The following is a 20,558-nucleotide window of genomic DNA, read 5'->3' on the forward strand; positions in this document are numbered from 1 at the left end:
GCCAAAGCTTCAGTAGAAAAATTACACAAAGCAATAGGTCTTTTTCAGTGGATTTTAGAGAGTTTTTTAAAACAAAAAACATCAAAAACGAAACACAGACATTTCGCTGACGAAATGTACATAGAATATACAACCCTTAACCATAACTGTAATTGTAACAAAAATGAGTATTCAGAAAAATCTGAATCCACCTTACCTTCAAAAAATGCACCATTGCTTTACATCAAACCAGAACTTTTAAATGAAGCGCTGCCTCATACTGCAATGTTCCTTAAACATGACTTGCAATCTGAAAGGAATTTAATCGATTCCATGGAATTTTTAGCCAGAATGAAGGGTATTTCGTCTCATGATGTTGAAGAAGCTAAAAAACTATGGGGCTTCAAAAAAGCGGCTCTTGCTCTTGGAATTCTTATCGAAAAATATTACCGATACCCCATCCAATGATTTCTGCCAATCTCTAAGCCAATATCTGTTTTGCACGATCGCTCAAGAAAATCATGGCGAATAACCTCTGGATTGTTCTTTGCCTTGGTAAAGGCAGATAGAGTTATATGATGTAAGGGCGGAGAAAGAATGATGATCACCTTGCAAGAGCTGATGAATGAGCTCATTGTCATGGATACACAACCATACAGGGAAATCTTCTTTCATTTTTTTAAGTGAAGAAAGAGGCTATAGGAAAACCCCCAGGGGTGTATACATTACACATCTCCCCCAAAAAAACATATATGACGATTTATTGTTTAGCAAGAAAGCATTTTAAAAGTTTGCTCTTAAATTATGAAGCAATTTATGAAAATATGCCATTCCTTTGAAGTTCATATCACCAATTCTATGAAAGGGCGGGAAACTTTAATTGTAGAAAAATTTACTATCGGGTGGGTGATATGAAGTTATTTTAAAAAAAAGAGTCCATTAGCTCTTTTTTCTTCTCTCTTTATTTCTAAAGTTGGTGATTATGCTTATGAAGTTGTTTTTGTTTTACTTGTCTTGGAATTGACAGATAACATCTTTTTTACAGGTCTTGTGTATTTTTTTCGCTTTATTCCTTTTCTCTTTTTGGGGCCTATAGGCGGTTGGTTAGCGGATAATTTCTCTTTGAAGAAAAATATGATCTTCAGTGAATTGGCGAGATTATTCGCCTCATTATTCGTTTTGATAACCGCTATAACAGGGACTGCAAATATTATTGTGCTTATTGTAGCTGCAATCTGTACAACGATCGGAAGAAGTATTTTTCAACCAAGTTTTCAAGCGGCTATTCCTAGAATGTTTGCAATCAAGGAGCTGACAAAGGCAAATAGTATTGCACAAATTATAAATGAGATTGCATCTGTCATTGGTCCTTTAGTATGTTCCCTTCTGCTTCTTTTTGCGAATAAATCCGCTGTCCTCGTTTTTAATTTTTTTACCTATCTTATCTCTATTATCTTGTTATTTCATCTCATGAATCTCAATACAAGTGAGAGTAACTCGTTTAATTTTATAAAAATTTATCGGGAAACAGCTTCTTATCTTAAATCTCTTTCTACAGAAAATAAGCATTTATTTATTACGCTCGTTGGCTCTGCGTTTGCTATTCTCTTTACGGGGGAAATTTTAAGATTTTTAATTCCAGCTTTTGTTCTCTCGATAGGGGGAGAGGAAAGCCTTGTGAGTACTCTTTTTCCTCTTATTGCTGTTGGAACAATTGTGGGCGGGGTGCTCTATCATAAAGTTATCGTCAAAGTTACAGAACTGAAACTTATGATCTTTTGGCTTCTTTATGGGAGCGTTTTATTTGTTATGCCCTTCGCTGCACTCCTTTCTTTAAAACTCCTGCTCCTCTAGGCTTTACTGGTGCATTGGTCGATATTAGTTTAGTATCAGCGCTTCAATTATATTCTCGTCGTGAAAATTTTGGAAAGAGTTTTGGAACCTTTTCAACTTTAGAAAACTCTGCTGAAGCCATATCTGGCTTTATTGCTGGACTTTTTGCTCTCTTGGGATTGTTGAGCTCTTTTTTAGTGATGTCTGCATTCATTGTTTTCACTGGAATGATTGGCGTTATAAAAATTAAGAAAAATAACAGAGAAACCTCTTAGCACGACAGGAGATAACGATCATTGAGATCTCTATGCCATTTCTTTTTTCTCAGACGGTTCGTTCCTGATATTTGCAACAACACTCTTTGCTCATTGCTTTTTCATGATTTCACATAGAATGGTGGTCATTTTTTAGATGTTACAACAGATGCTTTGTTTCCAAAAGTAACGCGTCATGAGAAGTTTTATCTCTATCAGTTAACACATTGATTTATCATATTTTCTCTTCAATTTTTAAGAGCCTTGAATATGGTAAGATTTTTTCATGTCAAATCTCTCCCATGGTGAAGCAAGAAAAATGATATCTTTGCATCTCACAAGGTGTCTGTCACAAGCGGGATTGGTGTGTGGAGAAAAACGATAGAGGAAACGACTCAAAATGCTTGTTATGAACCGTTTCCGATATCAAAAATTTCTCTATAAGAGCAACTGGCAGAGAATATGATGATGCCGGCTTGTTCCTTCACAAGATAACAAGCAGAAAATTTTGCAATTTGTTTAGTGTATGCGAGATATTTCAATTGCTTCATTAAAAATGCAATAAAATTTGTCTCCTTTGAGCAAATATCTCCATTTGGGATAAGTTTATTTGCTTATGTGGCGTGATATTTAAATCTTGGCATTCAAGAAAAAAGCTTCCGTTTTGCTTTCAGAATTAAAGTGTCTCGAGCATGATTTGCTTTGGTCAATGATCATGCCTGATGAGATGAAAGCCTGTTTTTTGATGTGCGGTTTATTGTCTTAGAAGTCTTGTTTGAGAATAAGATTTGTCAAAAGATACAATAGGAGTTGGCAGAGAGGGCGAATTTTATTTTAGGGCTTTCACTACGTCGCATCATTTTTGTTGGCTAAAGAGAGAATTAAGTCATAACGCGCAATATATGTATCAATTTAAACCATTGATCGCCATAAAAAAAGAAATTTTGATGGCTAAAGTAAGACAAAAATAAGGGCGTTTTATTTTGAAAAAAGGAAGCTAAAAATTCCCATATTGAATAAATGATACTTATATTTTACACTTCAAATGAGTCTTTTATCATCAGGGGGAATTTGTGCTTTTATTTGTTGATAAAGAGAGCTGCAAAATGAAATATTTTGTGTTGATATTCGCTTTTGCTGCCCTATATCCCCTATTGTTTGCTTCATTATTGTTAAAAACAATAAAAATGAGGGATGAATTGTGAATAATGCATTCATGGTCTCTTTTTCGCCCAATTTTCTGATATTTTACACACTATAATAAGAAAGGAGACTTTAAGCTATGTTTCTTCCATTTTTGATTGCTTTAGGTACAGCAGTAACGACTTTGTATGGCAAAAAAAATATAAGTTATGCTTTGTGGGCAGTTTTATTAGTTGTCATTCTTCTCACCTTTAATCATCACGCAACTTCTACTTTAAATTTGTCTTTTTGAGAGAGTAGCCATGGAACATGTTGAACAAAAAAACCCTCATTTTGTTACATTGATGAATACCTTAGGACTTATTGGATTATCCATTGTCTTGATGGTGGCTTTTTATTATCAGTTGGTAAAGTTTGAGTTACCTTGTCCCCTTTGTCTGCTCCAACGCGTTGGTTTGATGCTGGCTGGGTGTGGGTTTTTACTCAATATTCACCATAAAGTGAAAAATACCCATTATGGTATGGTTATTCTTGGTTGTATGGTAACCAGTGTTGTCGCTGCAAGGCAGGTGTTCTTGCACATCACCCCCGATGATCTTGGGTATGGTTCAACATTCTTTGGATTGCATTTTTATACTTGGGCTTTCATTATCTCTGTTCTTTGTATTCTCGCCGTTGCCGTGGTTATGGTGTTGGGTGAATTAGCACATAAATTTAAGGAATTCTCTCCTTTTCCAATGTTGGCAAAAATGGCAAGTTTCTTGTTTGTGTTTTTGATCGCAGCAAACTTGATTTCTACTGTGCTCGAGTGCGGAGGGGGGCAATGTGCTGATGATCCCGTAAGATATGAATTGTTATCAAGTTGGTTTGATGCCTCTTCTTAAAGTGTTTTTTTTTCATAAATTTTCCGGATAATATCTTAATCTTCAAAAAGAAGTGGCAATCTAGCGTTGCCGCTCCTTTTTTGCAAAAACTTTAAAATGCATGCAGATCCTTGATCTTTCCCCTATAGAAGTACAGTTTTAGTCTATTTTTATAGATATTTCTTGCCTTTCTAAAAGAGTATAGATTACTCTTAATAATCCCTCTAATGAAAAACTTTTTATGCTAAAATCTCTTCTCGAAGAAATAAAAAGCTTTTTTTATTCTTGTACCTTTTTATATTCTATGTTAGCACATCCTATAGTTTGATGTTCGTGAATGCTTGAAAGCAATTGTAATGCTTCTAGAGCGTTGGGGTAAAATTTAGCAAGTTGTTACTGAAATAATTTTCTGTGAGGGGTTGTTTGTAATGAATGACCCTCTTTTTTTTGAATGATTCTTTGCTTCGCTTATGGATTTGGCAATATAATACGCTCTTTTTCCACAGGCCTTGGTAGAGTTCAGGGTAAAGTCTTTGTATTGCCTGTAAAGCAAAAAAATTTCATACTGATTCTAAACAAAGTGATAGACTGAGATAAGTATTTTTATTGTCTTGAAACGTCTTGAAAGTTGCAAATACCGCTTTTTATCAAATATAGATAACCCTATCGAGAAGATGGTGAGGGTGATTATGTAAAGGGTGGTCCGTGTCATATTTTAACATTTTCCTGTAAACTGACATATCTGCAAACAGATGATAACTGTTTTAAAATCTGCGCTTCATGAAGGAAGAGGATATGGGGGCATTGATAGTTTGAAAGAGAAGCTGTGTGTTTTCATGCGTTGATTTGTGCCATGGTACAGGAATTCTCTAAAAGTTCACAGTTGATAGGTGAGAGTTCTTTAATGAGAGGAAGAGAGTTTCAAACCATTCTTGATAGCGCTATAGCATCATGCATTTGTATAAATTTGCTGCTTTCTGTAAATATTGAAAAGCGAAAAAGTGTGCTTCTGTAAAAGTGTGAAAAAGTTGTCTGTGCTCTATTTTTGTTGATGCTGAGCTATATGCTGAAAGGGGGGGAGAATAATATGCTTTTAAATTGGCTAAAGGGAAGGAGTAAAGCTTTGTAGGTTAAAGTTTTTTGATCGCTTTAGGGAACAAACACAAAAACAAAAAGCTTTCCCTTTTTGTTGGATTCTTGTTCACAAAACTGAGAAAATAGGGTATGAACGCTGGAAAAATTATACGCACTGTAAAGGAATTTGTTTTTTATGTCAAAAGAAGAAGTTTTAGAATTTTCTGGTATCGTAACTGAACTCTTACCGAATGCGATGTTTCGTGTGAAATTAGAAAATGATCATGAAATTATTGCTCATACCGCTGGAAGAATGCGGAAAAATCGTATTCGCGTGTTAGCTGGGGATAAAATCATGGTGGAAATGACCCCTTATGATTTGACAAAAGGGCGTATTACCTATCGCTATAAGTAGATCAGAGATGGTGATTGTTTTCTGTAAAGCGTTCCTATCGTTTCTAAAAGACCTTGATGTCTTTTATTGGTTTAAGTAAAAAACCAGAAGAAATGAAAGTGTTATGAAAGACACGTGAAGTTATATTACAGAATATTTCATGACGCCAAAATGAATTGGGTGCGAGCTTAAAATTATTCTGAGGGGGCGAAAATGAGAAACTTAAAGAAAACCTTCTTAGGAAAAGAGCATTTTAAAAAACATCCTGATGAAGAAATCCAATTGGTGCTTGCTTCCGCTTCACCCCGTCGCTTGACACTTTTGGCGCAGATCGGTCTTGAGCCTCATGAGGTTTACGCAGCCAATATCGATGAAACACCAAAGATAAGAGAACATCCTGCAAATCTTGCCAGACGTTTGGCAAAAGAAAAAGCCCTTAAAGCGCAAGAGGCTTTATTATGGCGCTATCAAAATGAGCAAGAAAATGCCGTGCGGAAAATGATCATTTTGGCTGCTGATACTGTGGTGGCTGTAGGACGCACCATTCTCCCTAAACCAGAGGGCGAAGATGAGGCTTATGAATGTTTGCGCTTCCTTTCTGGACGTTCTCACAAGGTCTATGGTGCTATTTGTGCCCTCAATGAAGCCAACCAAATAAGCGTAAAATTGATTGAAAGTCGTGTCCGTTTTAGACGATTGACCGCTCCATTGATGGAGGCATATCTTGCTTCTGGAGAATGGGAAGGAAAAGCTGGGGGCTATGCCATTCAGGGAAAAGCTGCTGCTTTTGTCGTCCATATTGCTGGTTCTTATTCCAATGTGGTGGGACTACCCTTGGCGGAAACAATGGATCTTCTCACAGCTTATCACTATCCATTGCTCTCTTCTTGGACTGGGTAAATGCATGAGAGAAATTTATGCTGCAGGTAAAATCAATGATACAAGATGAAAAACAACCAAAATGGGAGGCGCAAAATGAAAAAAAACAAACAGCAAAAAAAGTCAATAATAGCTGTCAACAAATAACAAAAACGCAACAAACACACAAAAAAACAGATTTAACACAAACAAAAACTTCTCCAATCCGTCCTGCGCACCCTTGTCCTATTTGTGGTCAAATGGCACAACAAAACGCCTATCCTTTTTGTTCAACACGATGCCGCGCTATTGATCTTAATCGCTGGTTGTCCGGTGCTTATATCTTGCCCCCACCGCCACAAGTCAGTGATGAAGAAGAATAAAATCATCTACTATCCCATGGCGTTAGAAATGCGACTTAAGGTAAGGGAGATATTTGAACTTTGGAGAATTGCCTTTTTCTTATAGAAAGGAGGGGTATTTAATGTCTGCGGCAGAATATGAAGTGCAGAGCATTGAGGGGGTGCTTTGAGAGGAAGGGGCTTTACCAATAGGGAAAGCGTTTTTTGGGGGCTTTAGTTTTGAAGAGCAAAAGCAAGAGTAAAGATTTGGATTTGAGGAAAGGATGGATATTGGAAATTCAAAGTTTGTAGAGGCAAGCTAAATACAAATAAAAATATCTCTCCTGCTTTGTTTGCTTTATAAATTCCATATCATGTTTTTTCTCCAAAAAGTTCGTTGTTTCATAGGGGCACTCAGCTTTTGATCTGAACTGTTCGTTTTTTAGTATTTCTCTTTTGCTACCACCACCGAAAAGTCGTGATGAAGAATAACATCATCCGCTGTTTTAGAACGCTGAAAATAAGGTTTATGACGCAGGTAGAAATTTGCAACTGGTAAGGAATTTACGCAGAGTTTAGAAGATTTTACCTGTTGGGACTGCAGCTAAAACGCGAGTTTGTGCTGACACAGAAAAGTATAGTAATCGAGGGCCGGATCCGTCGAGAATAAAGTCAAGATTGGATAGCGAGTGCTGGCGGAATTCGAGGTAGTTGTCTCTTAGAGAATTGATTTTGGTCTTGAAGGATATTCGAAGCTTGTGAGAGAAGTTGGACATCTTTTAAAGAATGAGGCATGAGAGATGAGAAAAAATCAAGTGATTTGAATTGTCATGAGAAGATTGGGGATATGAGGAGACTTTAGTTTTGGAGAGAACAGAGATTTGCATCTTAGAAAATTACCTCTTGAGTTTGAGGAGAGGTCGAATATTTGAAGATCGTTGAAAAAGTTGAAGCGGATATGGCAAAAGAACTGGCGTTTACATTTGCGGTGAAGAGGCTGTTTGAAATAGGCGAGAAAAACGAGGCATCTTAAAGCACAAAATCTCCTCAAAGTTAAAAATCATTTTATCCAGAATAAAATAATGAATTTTAAGATATAATTCCAAAAGTATAAAAACAAGAGTGGGAGAGATAAAATCCCTCATGCCCATTCATTTTCAAATCAACATAAGGGATTTTCTCTTTTTTAGCAGGGGAAAAGATTAATTCTTTTGCATCATTTTCCAGATTTTGCCATCAGACATATACATAATCTTTTGCCCCGTCGTTATTTTTTGTGTGCTGTTATTGATGTGAAGTAAAGAACTAAGCGCTGCTTGGTGGTCTACAAAAATTGATTTCCACTTAAATAAACGCGCTTCTGGTAAAGAAATATTGGGTGACCACGAACCATTTTGTAAACGAATGGCGATAAGTTCTTCCTTTTTTAAGGCTTCCGAAATCGTTTGCGCAGACAGATTTTTCCCATTGGCAATGCGGACGTTCTTTGTCACAGGCGAGGCTAAGCCTCCAAGGTCGCTTATATTATTCATGCAATAACTGAGGTTACACGCTATTTGCACAACGTAAGGATCTTTACAGATTCCTTGTGCAGAGGCTTGTTGCAACGCTTGGTATGGTGTACCGCTTTTATCGGCTGTAGGATTGAAAAAAATTGAACTTTGTGGACTCAAAACATAACAGGAGGAAAGATCTCTTTTCCAACGAGAATGGTCTTCAACAAAGCTTGAAGAATTATAGAGTTTGCCAAAGCTGCTTGGTACTTCAATGACACCGACCGTTGTTGTTTTACCAGTTACAAGATCCGATATGGTACCTGTAACAAGATTGCCATTCTTGAAAACGTCTAATTTGTATCGACGCCCAAGCTTCCAAGGAAATTCAATTTCACACCGTACTCCAGAACCCTCATGGGTGAAATGCTTACATTTATCACTCTTCCATCCTGTTGCATTCCAGATAGAGAAGTGAACAGTGCGGGTGCCTCTGTTGAATAAACCAATATAGCCATTTTTTCCATCCTTGAACTGAAATTGGTTGCCCCAAAAATAGATGGCATCAGCTCCACCATCATAATTTATTTGCTGGGAAAAAGATAGGCTATCGAAGAATGTATTATGGCGCCATGTGTGTTGCATCGTAATAACTTTACCTGCAAATACAGCATAGCTCGGTTTGCTTATCAGAAGAAATAAAAATATTAGGAACAGCTTTTTTATGTTGTGGTACATATTTAATCTCCTTCGCGTTCATAAAGTCAATATAAATATATATATAAATATATATTCAGGATCTTTTAAAGAAACAATGCGATAAATACTTCCAGTCTTTATTTATATTATATGTTGTAAAATATTATTTTATTTAAAGCAAAAAGTGTATTTCGTACTCTATTTAGAGCTTCAAATTCAAAGTTTGGTGTTAAGGCGTTGGTGGAGGAGTTTTGGTAGTGAGATGCGGGTGGTGTGAAAGAGCGTTGGAGAAGAGGTCGGAAAGACTGCTTTCTGTGAATATGTAAAAGCGTAAAACGGGAGAGTTTGTGCATTATGCATGTTTTTGTGGATACTCATAGATTGCGGTGGAAGATTGGTGAAGGGAGCTAAGAGTTGGGGGGGCGTTAAGGTGAGGGGCGGGTGGTGAGATTTGGGTGGCAAGGGGTGATGGTGGAGTACTGGGAGTGGAGTGTTGGTGGTAAGGCTTGGGGGAGAGATGTGGGTGCTGTGAAAGAGCGTTGGAGAAGAGGTGGGGGAGGGGAAGATTGTGGTTTCGTTGAAAAATAATAATGTCTCTAGTACTTGTCCTCTTGCTATGGGGCTTTTGAGAACCCATATTCCTTTTAGCACGACGGTTATTCTTCATGCTGCCTCGTTCGCAGTGTTTTATGGGGGTGGGTTATTCCTTGTGAGTGCGCTTTGGGGAGCTAAAGAGTGGTAGTGCAAGAAAGGAAAAAAAATGAACCTAGAAAAATATAGCGAACGACTGCAAGGTTTTTTACAATCAGCACAAAATAACGCTCTCTCTTCTGATCATCAACAGTTTCTGCCCGAGCATCTTCTCAAAGTGTTGTTAGAGGATTCTCAAGGATTAGCTGCATCTCTCATCCAAAAAGCAGGAGGGGATCTTACTGTTATTCAAAAGGAACTTATCCAAGCTCTCAATGCTTTGCCAAAAATACAAGGCGGAAATGGGCAACTCTATCTTGCACAGCCCTTGGCAAAAGTTTTTACCTTAGCTGAAGATCTTGCTAAAAAAGCCGGTGATCAGTTTGTCACCGTCGAGCGCGTGTTGCAAGCGCTTATCATGGAAAAATCCGCAAAAACAGCCGATATTCTTACAAAAGCAGGGTTGACATCTCAAGCACTCAATCACGCTATTGATGCGTTGCGTAAAGGAAAAACCGCTACAAGTCCCCATGCTGAAAGCCAATATGATGCTTTGCAAAAATATGCACGCGATCTTACCAAAGATGCACGCGAGGGAAAACTTGACCCTGTTATTGGTCGTGAAGAAGAAATTCGCCGCACGGTGCAGGTGCTCTCAAGGCGTACCAAAAATAATCCCGTGCTGATTGGTGAACCTGGGGTGGGAAAAACCGCAATCGTTGAAGGCTTAGCACTACGTATTGTCAATGGCGATGTGCCTGAAACTTTGCGCGATAAACAGCTCTATGCACTCGATATGGGAGCGCTTATCGCGGGAGCAAAATATCGCGGTGAATTTGAAGAGCGGCTTAAAGCCGTATTGGCTGAGGTGCAAGCGGAAAATGGGCAAATCATCCTCTTTATTGATGAATTGCATAACTTGGTCGGGGCTGGAAAATCCGATGGTCCTATGGATGCTTCCAACTTGCTTAAACCCGCTCTGGCGCGCGGAGAACTCCATTGTGTGGGCGCAACAACCCTCGATGAATACCGCAAATATGTCGAAAAAGATGCTGCTCTTGCAAGACGATTCCAACCCGTCTTTGTGCCTGAACCAACCCTAGAGGATACTATCTCTATTCTGCGCGGCATTAAAGAAAAATATGAACAACATCACAAAGTGCGCTTGGCTGACAGTGCGCTGATCGCTGCAGCAAAGCTCTCTAACCGCTATATTACCGATCGCTTCTTGCCCGATAAAGCCATTGATCTCATTGATGAGGCGGCGGCACGCTTGCGTATGCAGGTCGATTCAAAACCTGAAGAACTCGATGCTTTGGATCGGCGTATCTTACAGTTGAAAATCGAACGAGAAGCTTTGAAAACCGATGTCGAGCCAACAGCTAAAGAACGACTGAAAACCGTGCAAGATGAACTCAGTACATTGGAACAGAAATCTGCGGAAATGACAACGGCTTGGCAGGCGGAAAAACAAAAATTAGGCCATGCTGCTGATTTGAAAAAACAACTCGAAGAAGCACGCAATGCTTTGGCTATGGCTCAGCGCGATGGGCAATTTCAAAAAGCCGGTGAACTCGCTTATAGTGTCATTCCCCAACTCGAAAAACAATTGAGTATCGCGGAAAACGATGATCAACAAAATCATCTCGTGGAAGAAACCGTGACCGCTGAGCATGTGGCACGGATTGTTTCTCGTTGGACTGGAATTCCTGTTGATCGGATGCTTGAGGCAGAACGTGAAACGCTCTTGCGTATGGAAGATGAAATTGGCAAACGTGTGATTGGACAAGGAGAAGCTGTGCAAGCTGTTTCTCGTGCTGTGCGACGCGCTCGTGCGGGCTTACAAGACCCCAATCGCCCCATCGGCTCTTTTATGTTTCTTGGTCCTACCGGTGTGGGAAAAACCGAATTAACCAAAGCGCTTGCCGCTTTTCTCTTTCAAGATCAAAATGCCATGTTGCGTATCGATATGTCAGAATATATGGAAAAGCATGCCGGTGCACGCTTGATTGGTGCCCCGCCTGGATATGTCGGATATGAAGAGGGAGGCGTGCTGACCGAAGCTGTGCGTAGAAGACCTTATCAGGTCATCTTGTTCGATGAAATTGAAAAAGCACACCCCGATATTTTTAATCTGTTGTTGCAAGTGCTTGATGAGGGACGTTTGACCGATAGCCAAGGGCGTACCGTCGATTTTCGCAACACCTTGTTGATTATGACCTCAAATCTGGGCGCGGAATTTTTAACCGCCTTGCCGGAAGGACAAACAACTGATCAAGCAAAAGAAGATGTTATGAATGTTGTCAAAGAAGCTTTCCGCCCCGAATTCCTTAACCGTGTTGATGAGATCATTCTCTTTCAACGATTACAACGAACGGATATGGAAGCTATCGTTGATATTCAGATACAACATTTGCAAAATTTGCTCGATGAACGCAAAATCACTTTGCATATCGAACCTGAAGTACGCCAGTTCCTGGCCGATAAAGGCTATGATCCGCTCTATGGAGCACGACCTCTCAAACGTATTATTCAAAAAGAAATCCAAGATCCACTCGCGGAAAATATCTTGTTTGGAAAAATCCACGATGAGATGACGGTGACTATTGCAAAAGAGGGAAATCAATTGACTTTTTCGTCTGAAAATTAAAAATATCTTCCCCAAAAAGAAGCATTTCCATGAGAGGAAATGTGCTTGTAGGGGAGAAGAGTTCTTCCATAAGGGGAAGCTTTTTTGAGGGGTAAGGCTTAGAAAAGGATGGTTGATAAGGGAAAGGCTTTTGAGAAAAGATGTTTGTGGGGAGAGTGCTTATGGCAGGACTCTCTCTGAGAGAAAGAAAAAGACAGATAAAAAAGCGGTGAAAACATAAAAAAACTTGACAAGGTTAATCTGAATCGGTATCATAATGACACAATCGGAATTGTACGCTTTTTCTGTTGCAAAGCAGGTGAAATGACAGGGGGGAAAATAACATTACCGAAAGTGAGTATTTTATGAGTTAAGCCTAGTGGTTTTGCCTTTATAAAGCCGTCTAGAGCCTGTAGTTTTGCAGACCCTCTTCTCTCTTCATTTTATAGTTTTTCATGATAGGTTTGTGGTTGTTATTGGTTATTCATTTTAATAGCTTATATTTTATAAAATTATCAAGAATTTATGGAATTGTCCGTTCAGCTTTTGTCTTTCATCAATAAGTTTTTTTCTGGTCTATTAAAGAGATCTTTTGGGGGGTGTTTTCTAAAAAAGGAGTGTCAGCAATCTTTGTATGATGGTATATTTTTGCTCATCCTTTGCTGGGGCACTTTGCTGTTTGTTTTCAGCAAAGGGATGGGGGAGTGAGTGTTCGTTTTTTGGTCTCTTATGAGGGAATACTCTTGTTCTTCTCAATGTCTTTCCTTTTTAAATAGCGCTCTTCTTTTTCTCTTCTCTTGCTGTTTTCTTGATACATCTTTGGGGGAAGATGCTGGAGGAAAATTGCTTATTTTTAGAGGGTTGAAGAGCATTATCCTGATGAAAGGAAGAAAAACGGCAAAAAAAACTTCACTCAAAGCTTCAGCAAAGGGTGAACAAAAATATGTTGTCATACAAAGATTGTTTCAGGGAGCTAATTGATTTTGAGCTTTGATTGAAAAGCGATGAGATGTTGTTAAAATTTTGTCGCTGGTTCTTATGCTGTTTTTATGTCGCGGGATGCGCTTTTCTTTATTTATAGGAATAGGATGATGGCAGATGAATCTCATCTTCCTTTACGCCGAAGAGGGCGGAAAAAGGGAGCTTTGAATAAAACAACAAGGCGCTTTAATGAAGCACTTCTTACTGCTGCTGAGCAAGCTGGATATCACTATGGTGAGGATGGCTTGGTGTCTTACCTCCAATATCATGCATTGAATAATCCTGTGCCTTTTTTTTCGCTGCTGGCTAAAGTGTTGCCGCTGCAAGTGACCGGCGATGCGGGAGGCGATGTCAAAACTATTTCACGCGTTGAGATCGTTCCTGTAAGGGCAAAGGATGCGGTGTCGGGGGAAGAAAGAGACTAAGTATTCCGATGTTTGAGGGTGTGTGATGTGATGCTTGAAGGTGTTTTGGAGGCTTGAGAGTGTGGTTCTTTGGGAAGTATGTTTTTGAAGATGAGTGTGCTTGAGGGCGAATGACAACGGCGCAAATTGCTCTTATTCCAAAGCTTATTCCGGTTTTTACTGGAAAAGCCGATGTGCGGGCCGCTTGGGGCGGACGGGGCTCTGGAAAAACACGTTCTTTTGCTTTGATGTCTGCTGTGGTTGGATATCGCCATGGCAAGGCGGGAGAGCGGGGGATTATTCTCTGTGCACGGCAATTTCAAAATTCGCTCAATGAAAGTTCTTTGGAGGAAATTAAACGTGCTATCGAGTCTTATCCTTTTCTACAAGACTATTATGAAATCGGCGATAAATATATTAAGTCAAAAGATGGGCGTATCGTCTATGTTTTCGCTGGGCTTGATCGAAATATCGCAAGTATTAAATCCATGGGGCGGGTTTTTCTCTGCTGGGTGGATGAGGCGGAACCCGTGACTGAGGCGGCCTGGCAAACGCTCATTCCAACGCTGCGCGAAGAAGGTGACGATTGGAATGCTGAATTGTGGGTGACATGGAACCCGTGCCATGAAAATGCACCCGTGGAAAAACGTTTCCGAAATGTCAATGACCCCAATATCAAAGGTGTTGAAATTAATTGGCGGGATAATCCGCAATTTCCTGAAAAACTCAATCGAGATCGCAAGGCGGATTTGCAACAACGATCCGAACAATATAACCATATTTGGGAGGGCGAATATCTCCAAACTGTTGAGGGCGCTTATTACCAAAAAGCGTTACTTGAAGCTTCACGCGAGGGGCGTATTACCACGGTTCCTCGTGATCCGCTTATGCAGATCAGAATTTTCTGGGATATCGGCGGAACGGGGGCAAAGGCTGATGCTACTGCTTTGTGGGTCGCACAATTTGTGGGGCGGGAAATCCGTGTGCTCGATTATTATGAAGCTCAAGGACAGCCCCTCTCAGAGCATGTGGGATGGGTGTTTCAACGCGGATATGAGAAGGCGTTGATGGTTTTGCCTCATGATGGAGCAACAAAAGACCGCGTCTATAATGTTAGTTTCGAAAGTGCTCTCCAACAAGCCGGTTTTCAAACCAAAATTATTCCCAATCAAGGTGTTGGGGCGGTGAAAATGCGTATCGAAGCGGTGCGCCGATTGTTTCCTGCTATATGGTTTAACGAAGAGACAACACATGCTGGGCGAAAGGCTCTCGCTTGGTATCACGAAAAGCGTGATGAACAACGCAATATCGGGCTGGGCGCTGAACATGATTGGGCAAGCCATGGCGCCGATGCTTTTGGATTGATGTGTGTGGCTTATGAACAGCCTAATATACAAGCGAAAAAAAATGCTTATCGCTCTTCTCACCATTCTCAAACTTCATGGATGGCTTTCTAATGAATATTTCTACAGATTCTTTTGATCCACTCGAAACCCTTGAAAATCAAGCGCTGTTTAAAAAATTGGTTGGCTGGTATCACGACGATATTGATCATGTCGAGAAATGGCGAAAAAATGCCCAAGAAGATTACGATTTTTATAATGGGCGGCAATGGAATGAGCAAGATCTCGCTGTCTTGCGCGAACAAAATAGACCGGTTATGACCTTTAACCGCATTGCCCCGCTGATCAATGCCGTGATTGGTACTGAGCGCAATAATAAACGTCAAGTGCAATTTATTCCTCGTCAAGAAGGCGCGGCTTTTGCCAACCAAATCCTCACAGGGGCAGCAGAATGGTTTCGTGATGAGGCTGACGGAGAGTACGAGGATTCCGATGCCTTTCAAGATGCCATTATTTGCGGTATGGGTTGGACCGATACCAGACTCGATTATGAACAAGATCCGCGGGGAAAACCCGTTATTGCAAGGCTAGATCCTATGAAAATGATCTGGGATGCAAGTGCCGTAAAACCCAATCTCATTGATGCACAGCGCTTATGGTATATTGATGAAAAACCTATCGATGTGGCAAGAGAAATGTTTCCCCATGTCCATTGGAGTGATCTTCATGCAGATTGGGTCAAACATCAGACATTTATGCACCAAACCAGTGTGGAAAATGGGCAAGGCTATCATGGAGAGGAAGAGGGCTATCAACGCCCTAAAATGGTGACATTGGCGGAATGCCGATGGTTTGAGCGTGAGATTGTTTATAAAGTCCTTGATCCTTTAAGCGGAAAATTTATCGATTATTCAGAACAGGATTTCCAAAATTTACGTAAAGAATTTCCGCAAATCCAAGCAACAAGATTAGCAAAAAAAATTGTTAAACGTGCTTTTTTGGGGCGAAAATTGCTCGAAACACCCGATAAGCCCTTGGTACCAGCTGGTCAGTTGGGCTGGGAGTGTATTACCGGTAGTTTTGATAAATTAAGCCAGCAATTTTACGGGATTGTCAAACCAGCAAAAGATCCACAACGCTGGGCAAATAAATATTTTAGTCAAGTGATGCATTTGCTCAATAGTCAGTCAAAAGGCGGGATTATGGCAGAACGCGACGCTTTCGATGATGATCGCCAAGCTACAGAGAGTTGGGCAAGAGCAGATAGCATTACTTGGTTGAAAAGTGGGGCTGTTTCTGGGGGAAGAATCCAACCTAAACCCGTTGCACAATTTCCACAAGGCTTTTTTCAACTGTTTAATGAAGCAAAAAGTGCGATAGAACAAGTCACAGGACTGTCTTCTGAATTTGTTGGTACACGGGCGGTAAACCAACCTGGAATTTTAGAAGAACAACGTCGCCAATCCTCACTCAATTTATTGGCTTCATTCTTTGATGCTTTGCGAAGGTACCGGCAGCGGCAGGGAAAAATTATTCTCTATCTTATTCAAAATTATCTCTCCGATGGGAGATTGGTACGTATTGCTGGAGAGGAAAATGCTCAGTATGTGCCACTGACGCGCGAGATGATTACCAGTTTAGAATATGATATTGTCGTTGATGATGCGCCAACAAGTCTTAATGAAAAAGAGCGGACATTTGCCATTATTATGCAATTGTTGCCTTTGATGCAAAATTTTACAACACCAGAGATTATGCTCGACCTTTTGCGTTATTCTCCTTTGCCTGCCTCCCTTATCCATAAAATTGCCCTTAAAGCACAAGTTCAAGAAGTGCCACACAACGTGCAAACATATAGAGGCTTGGAGGGGCAAAATGCTCCTGACAGTGGTGGAGGGCAGTTTAGTGATGCTGGAGAGTTTCGCGGTGGAACGCATGGAGTGCTTAATGCGCAGATGGAGAAGCTGGCGCAAGCTCTTTTGCAAAAGGCAAATGCGCAAGGGTAAACTACCTCGTGGTTTAAGAGAGGCGATTGCTTTATGCATTTCTCCTTGGCTCGTATCGGTCTCTCCATAAAATTGCTTGTAAAGCACAAGTTCCAGAAGTGGCACGCAACGTGCAAACATATAGAGGCTTGGAGGGGCAAAATGCTCCTGACAGTGATGGAGGGCAGTTTAGTGATGCTGGAGAGTTTCGCGGGGCGGGAATTGTTGAAAGTAAAGCAATCACGGTGCAAAGAGAGCAGAGCGCACGTTGATCATGCTGGAGGGGCAGACGATGGGCGCCCTTTTGTAGAAAGTGAATGCGCGAAAATAAACAGCATCATTTGAAATATCATCTTATTGTCAAGAGAAAAGGCCAACATTATGGATCAAGAACATTTAACACCAGCAGAACAAAACCATTTGAAACAGAGTTCTCTTTCCGAAGCTCTACAGGGGGAAAACTGTGCAATTGATGCTGGAGAAAAAACAACAGCCTTAGAAGAAAATTTCCAAGAGCGTCAAGGTGAATATCAACAACAGCAATCCATGCAACCAGCTCTACAGTCACAAGATGTTCAAGGGAAAGTAGAAACTGATGCTCCACCAGACCCGCAAAAAGATTTTATGGGTTATATACAATGGTTGGGAAAAGCACTCCATAAACAAGGCGCGTTGAACTCTGAACAAGCCCCTTCTATGAACCCTGAAGCAGAACAGTTGCATGCTTTCTACCAGAAATCTGTTGTGAATGCCAAACAAAAGCATCAAGATTTTGATCAAGCGGCTGATTTTATTTATGATACCCGCGCAAAACAATTGGCTGCTTTCTCTTCACTCTATCCGGAAATGGCAGATCCAAATGTTGTGGATGCGTTGATTGGTCATGAATTAAAACAAATCTTGCGCGATTGTGCGAAGAAAAATCAAAATCCCGCTGAAGTGATCTACTCTATTGCGCAAAAAATTGGCTACACCAATACCTCCAATAACATTGGTGAAAATTTGCAGGAACGACAAAATTCTGCACGCACATTAGCGGCCTATAACGGTATGACGCCTCATGGACCTATTTCTTTGGAGATGCTCGATAAAATGTCGGAAGCAGAATTTAGCCATTGGGTTGCTGATCCCAAAAACAAAGCGGCTTTTAATCGTCTTATGGGCGGGCGAGAATCTTAACAGCCTCCGTGGGGGAATTCTTAAAGTCACCATGTTGAGGGTATGGGATATTGGTGCGGGTGCTATGCGGTGTTAGCGCGGGTGCTGGGGGGAATTCTCGGAATGAGAATGTGATGTTTCTCAATGGGGGAGGATAATCAATCAAATTAGACAAAATACCTAATAACTGATCCACCATCTGAAAATGAGCAATGTGGAATTCAATAGCCGGCACCTTGCCGGTTTTTTTATCTCAATCAACTTTTAGAGGATAACATGACTGTAACTTATATCGGAATTAATGATCCAATGGCAGTGCGCACATGGTCTAAACTGTTAAACCAAGAAGTTTCAAAAGCAATTCCTATTGCGCCATTGATTGGTAATGATTCAAACAGTATCGTACAATTAAAGGATGAAATCACGAAAGCAAGTGGTGATGCCATTAGCTTTAATTTGCGTGTCCAGTTACTTGGCGATGGGGTGAGTGAAGGAGAGTCCCTTGAGGGAAATGAAGAAGCCCTGCAATTTCTGAGTGATCGCTTGGCGATTAATGAACTTGTTCATGCGGTGCGGGTCAAAAATGAAGGTACTATTGATCAGCAACGTATCTTGCACGATTTACGCACCGAAGCCAAAAACGGCTTGGTCGATTGGTATGCCGATCGCTTGAGTTTGATGTTCTTTATTCAGGTGTGTGGCTATACCGCAAAAGCCATTAACTTTGAGGGACGCACCATTACTCTTAAACCTGTTCATTATGGCTTTAATGCACCAACTGCGCCAACCGATAAACGCGTTGTGCGTCCTTATGGAAAAACAAAAGATGAAGACTTGAAAGAAAATGATGTTTTTAATCTTGATCTGGTGGATAAAGCCGTTGAACGGGCGAAGCTCGCTAATCCCAAAATTAGACCTGTGCGCATTGATGGTGAAAATGTCTATGTGCTTTATCTGCATCCAACTCAAGTTACGCAATTGCGAACCAATACGGATGCTGGACAATGGCTCGACATTACCAAGGCAATCTATAGTGGAAGCCGCCTTAAAAACCCACTCTATGATGGTTCGCTTGGCATGTATAATGGTGTTATTTTACGTGAGGCTGAACATGTTACCGAAGGTGTTGAGTCCGGTTCAACAAACAAAGCAGTGCCAAATGTGCGTCGTGCGGTGTTGCTTGGTGCACAAAGTGCTGTGATTGCTTTTGGAAAAGACCGTGGTGCTACACGCTATAAATTGGTGGAAGAACTGTTCGACTATGAACGCGAATTCGGTGTTGCAGCAAAAACCATTATCGGTATGAAAAAAACTTGCTTCACTTTGCCTGGAAGTTCACAAGGCGCACAAGATTTTGCTACTATCGTGATCCCAACCTATGCAGCACCTGCTTAAAGGTGTTATGCTTCTTCTCAACAGAATGTTCTGTTGAGAAGGGGCACATTGGCTTTTTTCATCAATCAGCAGGTGTCAAGAATCGTGGTATGATCATAGATAGCAATTGATGCCTGCTTTTTGTGCTGCTCTCATTTTTTCTCAACAAAATATTCTAGAGAAATTGTGAGAGTAAAGAGGGAAGAACTTCTCTCCATGCATGATTTTAGCTTCTGGAGTGCTCGCTTAAGACTCCTTTGAAAGCTTACGAATTCTTTCTCTCAACAGAAGATGTTTTTTGCGGGAGAAATACCTAAAAGGCTTCACACGCAAAAGGATTATCATTGCCCATGACCATTTTTTCCATTTATTCAGATTATCTCGATTCTACACATGCAGACCGTGGTAAAACTTTTTCCTCTATGGTTGCGCTTATTCAAGATGAAATTGATGATACAACAGCGGAATATTCCACACAAATTAGAGACTCCATTTTTACCGCTTTGCGCTTGTGCGAACGGGAACCTTTGTTCTTTAATGAAAAAAAACAGCTGACCTTTAAAACACAACCTGGAAAAATATGGTATGGCAAAGAAGAGGGCATTTTTATTGAATCAGAAAAGGCTGTGGAGTCTGTTCTTTTAGGAATACAGAATGTAACTCAAATACCATTGCTTTTTAAATCCCCTGAAGCGTTGCAAAAACAATATGGATTACAGCCACCGCAAGGAGAGCCTCTCTTTTATACCTATCGTGATCAGAAAATAGGTTTGTTTCCAACACCTAAACAGATTGAAAGCGTGTGTGTTATTTATGCGTGTGTTTATTTGGAAGATCAACAATTGAGAGAGGCCGATAATCCTTGGTTTTTTCATGCTTTTGACCTCATTAAAGCACGGGCAAAATACGAGCTTTGTAAAAATATTCTCAAGGATCCTGAATATGCTGCGGCTGCTTTTCGCGATTTTCAAGAACAGCTGCAAGCTTTGCGGTGTGAAACATCACGCCGAAAAGGGACTACAAATATTCTGCCTATGGCGTTTTAAAGAACTTTTTTCTCTTA

General features: G+C 40.5%; 16 protein-coding genes and 2 pseudogenes. 17 read left to right on the top strand and 1 reads right to left on the bottom strand.

Features of this window, described 5'->3' with window-relative positions:
- The 7 genes and pseudogenes from ABD917_RS06780 to yacG all read left to right on the top strand — a co-directional run.
- Positions 1 to 447: pseudogene (locus ABD917_RS06780) on the top strand (replication protein C); the annotation flags it as partial.
- A gap of 495 nt (positions 448 to 942) precedes the next feature.
- Positions 943 to 2,112: pseudogene (locus ABD917_RS06785) on the top strand (MFS transporter).
- A 1,236-nt stretch (positions 2,113 to 3,348) separates the two neighbouring features.
- Positions 3,349 to 3,501, top strand: coding sequence for a DUF5993 family protein (locus ABD917_RS06790; protein WP_273721568.1), 153 nt, complete (start codon positions 3,349 to 3,351; stop codon positions 3,499 to 3,501).
- Between the two features lie 10 nt (positions 3,502 to 3,511).
- Positions 3,512 to 4,093, top strand: coding sequence for a disulfide bond formation protein B (locus tag ABD917_RS06795; protein ID WP_345119341.1), 582 nt, complete (start codon positions 3,512 to 3,514; stop codon positions 4,091 to 4,093).
- A gap of 1,249 nt (positions 4,094 to 5,342) precedes the next feature.
- On the top strand, positions 5,343 to 5,561 hold the full coding sequence (gene infA, locus ABD917_RS06800) for a translation initiation factor IF-1 (protein ID WP_004857577.1): 219 nt from the start codon (positions 5,343 to 5,345) through the stop codon (positions 5,559 to 5,561).
- A gap of 192 nt (positions 5,562 to 5,753) precedes the next feature.
- Positions 5,754 to 6,440, top strand: coding sequence for a Maf family nucleotide pyrophosphatase (locus ABD917_RS06805; RefSeq protein WP_345119342.1), 687 nt, complete (start codon positions 5,754 to 5,756; stop codon positions 6,438 to 6,440).
- Between the two features lie 17 nt (positions 6,441 to 6,457).
- Entirely contained in the window at positions 6,458 to 6,781 is a 324-nt protein-coding gene (gene yacG, locus ABD917_RS06810; RefSeq protein ID WP_345119343.1) for a DNA gyrase inhibitor YacG, read from the top strand.
- A gap of 1,160 nt (positions 6,782 to 7,941) precedes the next feature.
- Here the strand turns inward: yacG and ABD917_RS06815 are convergent.
- The gene (locus ABD917_RS06815) at positions 7,942 to 8,877 is read right to left on the bottom strand and encodes a DUF3472 domain-containing protein (protein ID WP_345119344.1); all 936 of its coding nucleotides are present in this window, start codon (positions 8,875 to 8,877) and stop codon (positions 7,942 to 7,944) included.
- A 498-nt stretch (positions 8,878 to 9,375) separates the two neighbouring features.
- On the opposite strand from ABD917_RS06815, the gene ABD917_RS06820 reads away from it, so the two are divergent.
- The 10 genes from ABD917_RS06820 (at position 9,376) to ABD917_RS06865 (ending at position 20,541) form a co-directional block, all read left to right on the top strand.
- A complete protein-coding gene (locus tag ABD917_RS06820) occupies positions 9,376 to 9,519 on the top strand; it encodes a hypothetical protein (RefSeq protein WP_345119345.1) in 144 nt (47 codons plus the stop codon).
- Positions 9,500 to 9,673, top strand: a complete 174-nt coding sequence (locus ABD917_RS06825) for a hypothetical protein (RefSeq protein ID WP_345119347.1) — start codon at positions 9,500 to 9,502, stop codon at positions 9,671 to 9,673. Before ABD917_RS06820 ends, ABD917_RS06825 begins: the two co-directional genes overlap by 20 nt.
- Before the next feature lie 18 nt (positions 9,674 to 9,691).
- Positions 9,692 to 12,271 carry an ATP-dependent chaperone ClpB gene (gene clpB / locus ABD917_RS06830; protein WP_345119348.1) on the top strand — a complete coding sequence of 860 codons (2,580 nt, stop codon included), beginning with the start codon at positions 9,692 to 9,694 and terminating at the stop codon, positions 12,269 to 12,271.
- A gap of 1,070 nt (positions 12,272 to 13,341) precedes the next feature.
- Entirely contained in the window at positions 13,342 to 13,656 is a 315-nt protein-coding gene (locus tag ABD917_RS06835) for a hypothetical protein (RefSeq protein WP_345119378.1), read from the top strand.
- A 110-nt stretch (positions 13,657 to 13,766) separates the two neighbouring features.
- Positions 13,767 to 15,092, top strand: coding sequence for a PBSX family phage terminase large subunit (locus ABD917_RS06840; protein ID WP_345119349.1), 1,326 nt, complete (start codon positions 13,767 to 13,769; stop codon positions 15,090 to 15,092).
- The gene (locus tag ABD917_RS06845) at positions 15,092 to 16,984 is read left to right on the top strand and encodes a portal protein (protein ID WP_345119350.1); all 1,893 of its coding nucleotides are present in this window, start codon (positions 15,092 to 15,094) and stop codon (positions 16,982 to 16,984) included. The genes ABD917_RS06840 and ABD917_RS06845 overlap by 1 nt, the downstream gene beginning before the upstream one ends.
- Before the next feature lie 26 nt (positions 16,985 to 17,010).
- Positions 17,011 to 17,235, top strand: a complete 225-nt coding sequence (locus tag ABD917_RS06850; RefSeq protein WP_345119351.1) for a hypothetical protein — start codon at positions 17,011 to 17,013, stop codon at positions 17,233 to 17,235.
- A gap of 109 nt (positions 17,236 to 17,344) precedes the next feature.
- On the top strand, positions 17,345 to 18,142 hold the full coding sequence (locus tag ABD917_RS06855; RefSeq protein ID WP_345119353.1) for a hypothetical protein: 798 nt from the start codon (positions 17,345 to 17,347) through the stop codon (positions 18,140 to 18,142).
- Positions 18,143 to 18,397: 255 nt separating this feature from the next.
- Positions 18,398 to 19,516: a N4-gp56 family major capsid protein gene (locus ABD917_RS06860; RefSeq protein ID WP_345119354.1), complete on the top strand. Its 1,119-nt coding sequence runs from the start codon at positions 18,398 to 18,400 to the stop codon at positions 19,514 to 19,516.
- Between the two features lie 329 nt (positions 19,517 to 19,845).
- Positions 19,846 to 20,541 carry a phage adaptor protein gene (locus ABD917_RS06865; protein WP_345119355.1) on the top strand — a complete coding sequence of 232 codons (696 nt, stop codon included), beginning with the start codon at positions 19,846 to 19,848 and terminating at the stop codon, positions 20,539 to 20,541.
- The last annotated feature ends 17 nt before the right edge of the window (positions 20,542 to 20,558 follow it).

Source organism: Bartonella pachyuromydis (genome assembly GCF_039543065.1).
Lineage (GTDB): Bacteria > Pseudomonadota > Alphaproteobacteria > Rhizobiales > Rhizobiaceae > Bartonella > Bartonella pachyuromydis.

Bases quoted from the DNA above. Each gene is read 5' to 3' on its own strand.
- ABD917_RS06790 (WP_273721568.1), top strand. From the start codon at position 3,349: ATGTTTCTTCCATTTTTGATTGCTTTAGGTACAGCAGTAACGACTTTG.
- ABD917_RS06795 (WP_345119341.1), top strand. From the start codon at position 3,512: ATGGAACATGTTGAACAAAAAAACCCTCATTTTGTTACATTGATGAAT.
- infA (WP_004857577.1), top strand. From the start codon at position 5,343: ATGTCAAAAGAAGAAGTTTTAGAATTTTCTGGTATCGTAACTGAACTC.
- ABD917_RS06805 (WP_345119342.1), top strand. From the start codon at position 5,754: ATGAGAAACTTAAAGAAAACCTTCTTAGGAAAAGAGCATTTTAAAAAA.
- yacG (WP_345119343.1), top strand. From the start codon at position 6,458: ATGCTGCAGGTAAAATCAATGATACAAGATGAAAAACAACCAAAATGG.
- ABD917_RS06815 (WP_345119344.1), bottom strand. From the start codon at position 8,877: ATGCAACACACATGGCGCCATAATACATTCTTCGATAGCCTATCTTTT.
- clpB (WP_345119348.1), top strand. From the start codon at position 9,692: ATGAACCTAGAAAAATATAGCGAACGACTGCAAGGTTTTTTACAATCA.
- ABD917_RS06835 (WP_345119378.1), top strand. From the start codon at position 13,342: ATGGCAGATGAATCTCATCTTCCTTTACGCCGAAGAGGGCGGAAAAAG.
- ABD917_RS06840 (WP_345119349.1), top strand. From the start codon at position 13,767: ATGACAACGGCGCAAATTGCTCTTATTCCAAAGCTTATTCCGGTTTTT.
- ABD917_RS06845 (WP_345119350.1), top strand. From the start codon at position 15,092: ATGAATATTTCTACAGATTCTTTTGATCCACTCGAAACCCTTGAAAAT.
- ABD917_RS06855 (WP_345119353.1), top strand. From the start codon at position 17,345: ATGGATCAAGAACATTTAACACCAGCAGAACAAAACCATTTGAAACAG.
- ABD917_RS06860 (WP_345119354.1), top strand. From the start codon at position 18,398: ATGACTGTAACTTATATCGGAATTAATGATCCAATGGCAGTGCGCACA.
- ABD917_RS06865 (WP_345119355.1), top strand. From the start codon at position 19,846: ATGACCATTTTTTCCATTTATTCAGATTATCTCGATTCTACACATGCA.